Source organism: Methylobacterium sp. D54C, assembly GCF_053345595.1.
Map to the genome: position 1 here is coordinate 1 of NZ_JBKFAK010000152.1, position 334 is coordinate 334.

Annotated in this window: 1 protein-coding gene; it reads right to left on the reverse strand. The window is 75.7% G+C overall.

Annotated elements, in window-relative coordinates; genetic code table 11:
* Positions 1-35 precede the first annotated feature (35 nt).
* The coding region (locus ACLBYB_RS32940) for a DNA-3-methyladenine glycosylase I (RefSeq protein WP_447701395.1) at positions 36-334 on the reverse strand (299 nt) is incomplete at its 5' end.

A 334-nucleotide genomic window follows, 5' to 3' on the forward strand; every position in this document is an offset into this window, starting at 1 on the left:
AGAGAGCATGCGCTGCCACGCGCGCGGCGGCGCGCTCACCGGGACCCGCCGGGCGCAGCGCAGGGCCCGTGCCGGTGGCAGCCGACGAGGTGATCGTTGACCATGCCCACCGCCTGCATGAACGCGTGCACGATGGTCGGCCCGCAGAAGGAGAAGCCCTCGGCCTTCAGGGCCTTGCCGATCGCCCGGGAGACCGGCGTCTCGGTGGCGACCTCCGCGCGGGTCCGGGCCGTGCCCTGGACCGGCCGGCCGTCGACGAAGTCCCACAGGAAGTGCGCGAAGCCGGGGCCGCGCTCCTCGATCCGCAGCCACGCCCGGGCGCCCGCGACGGTGC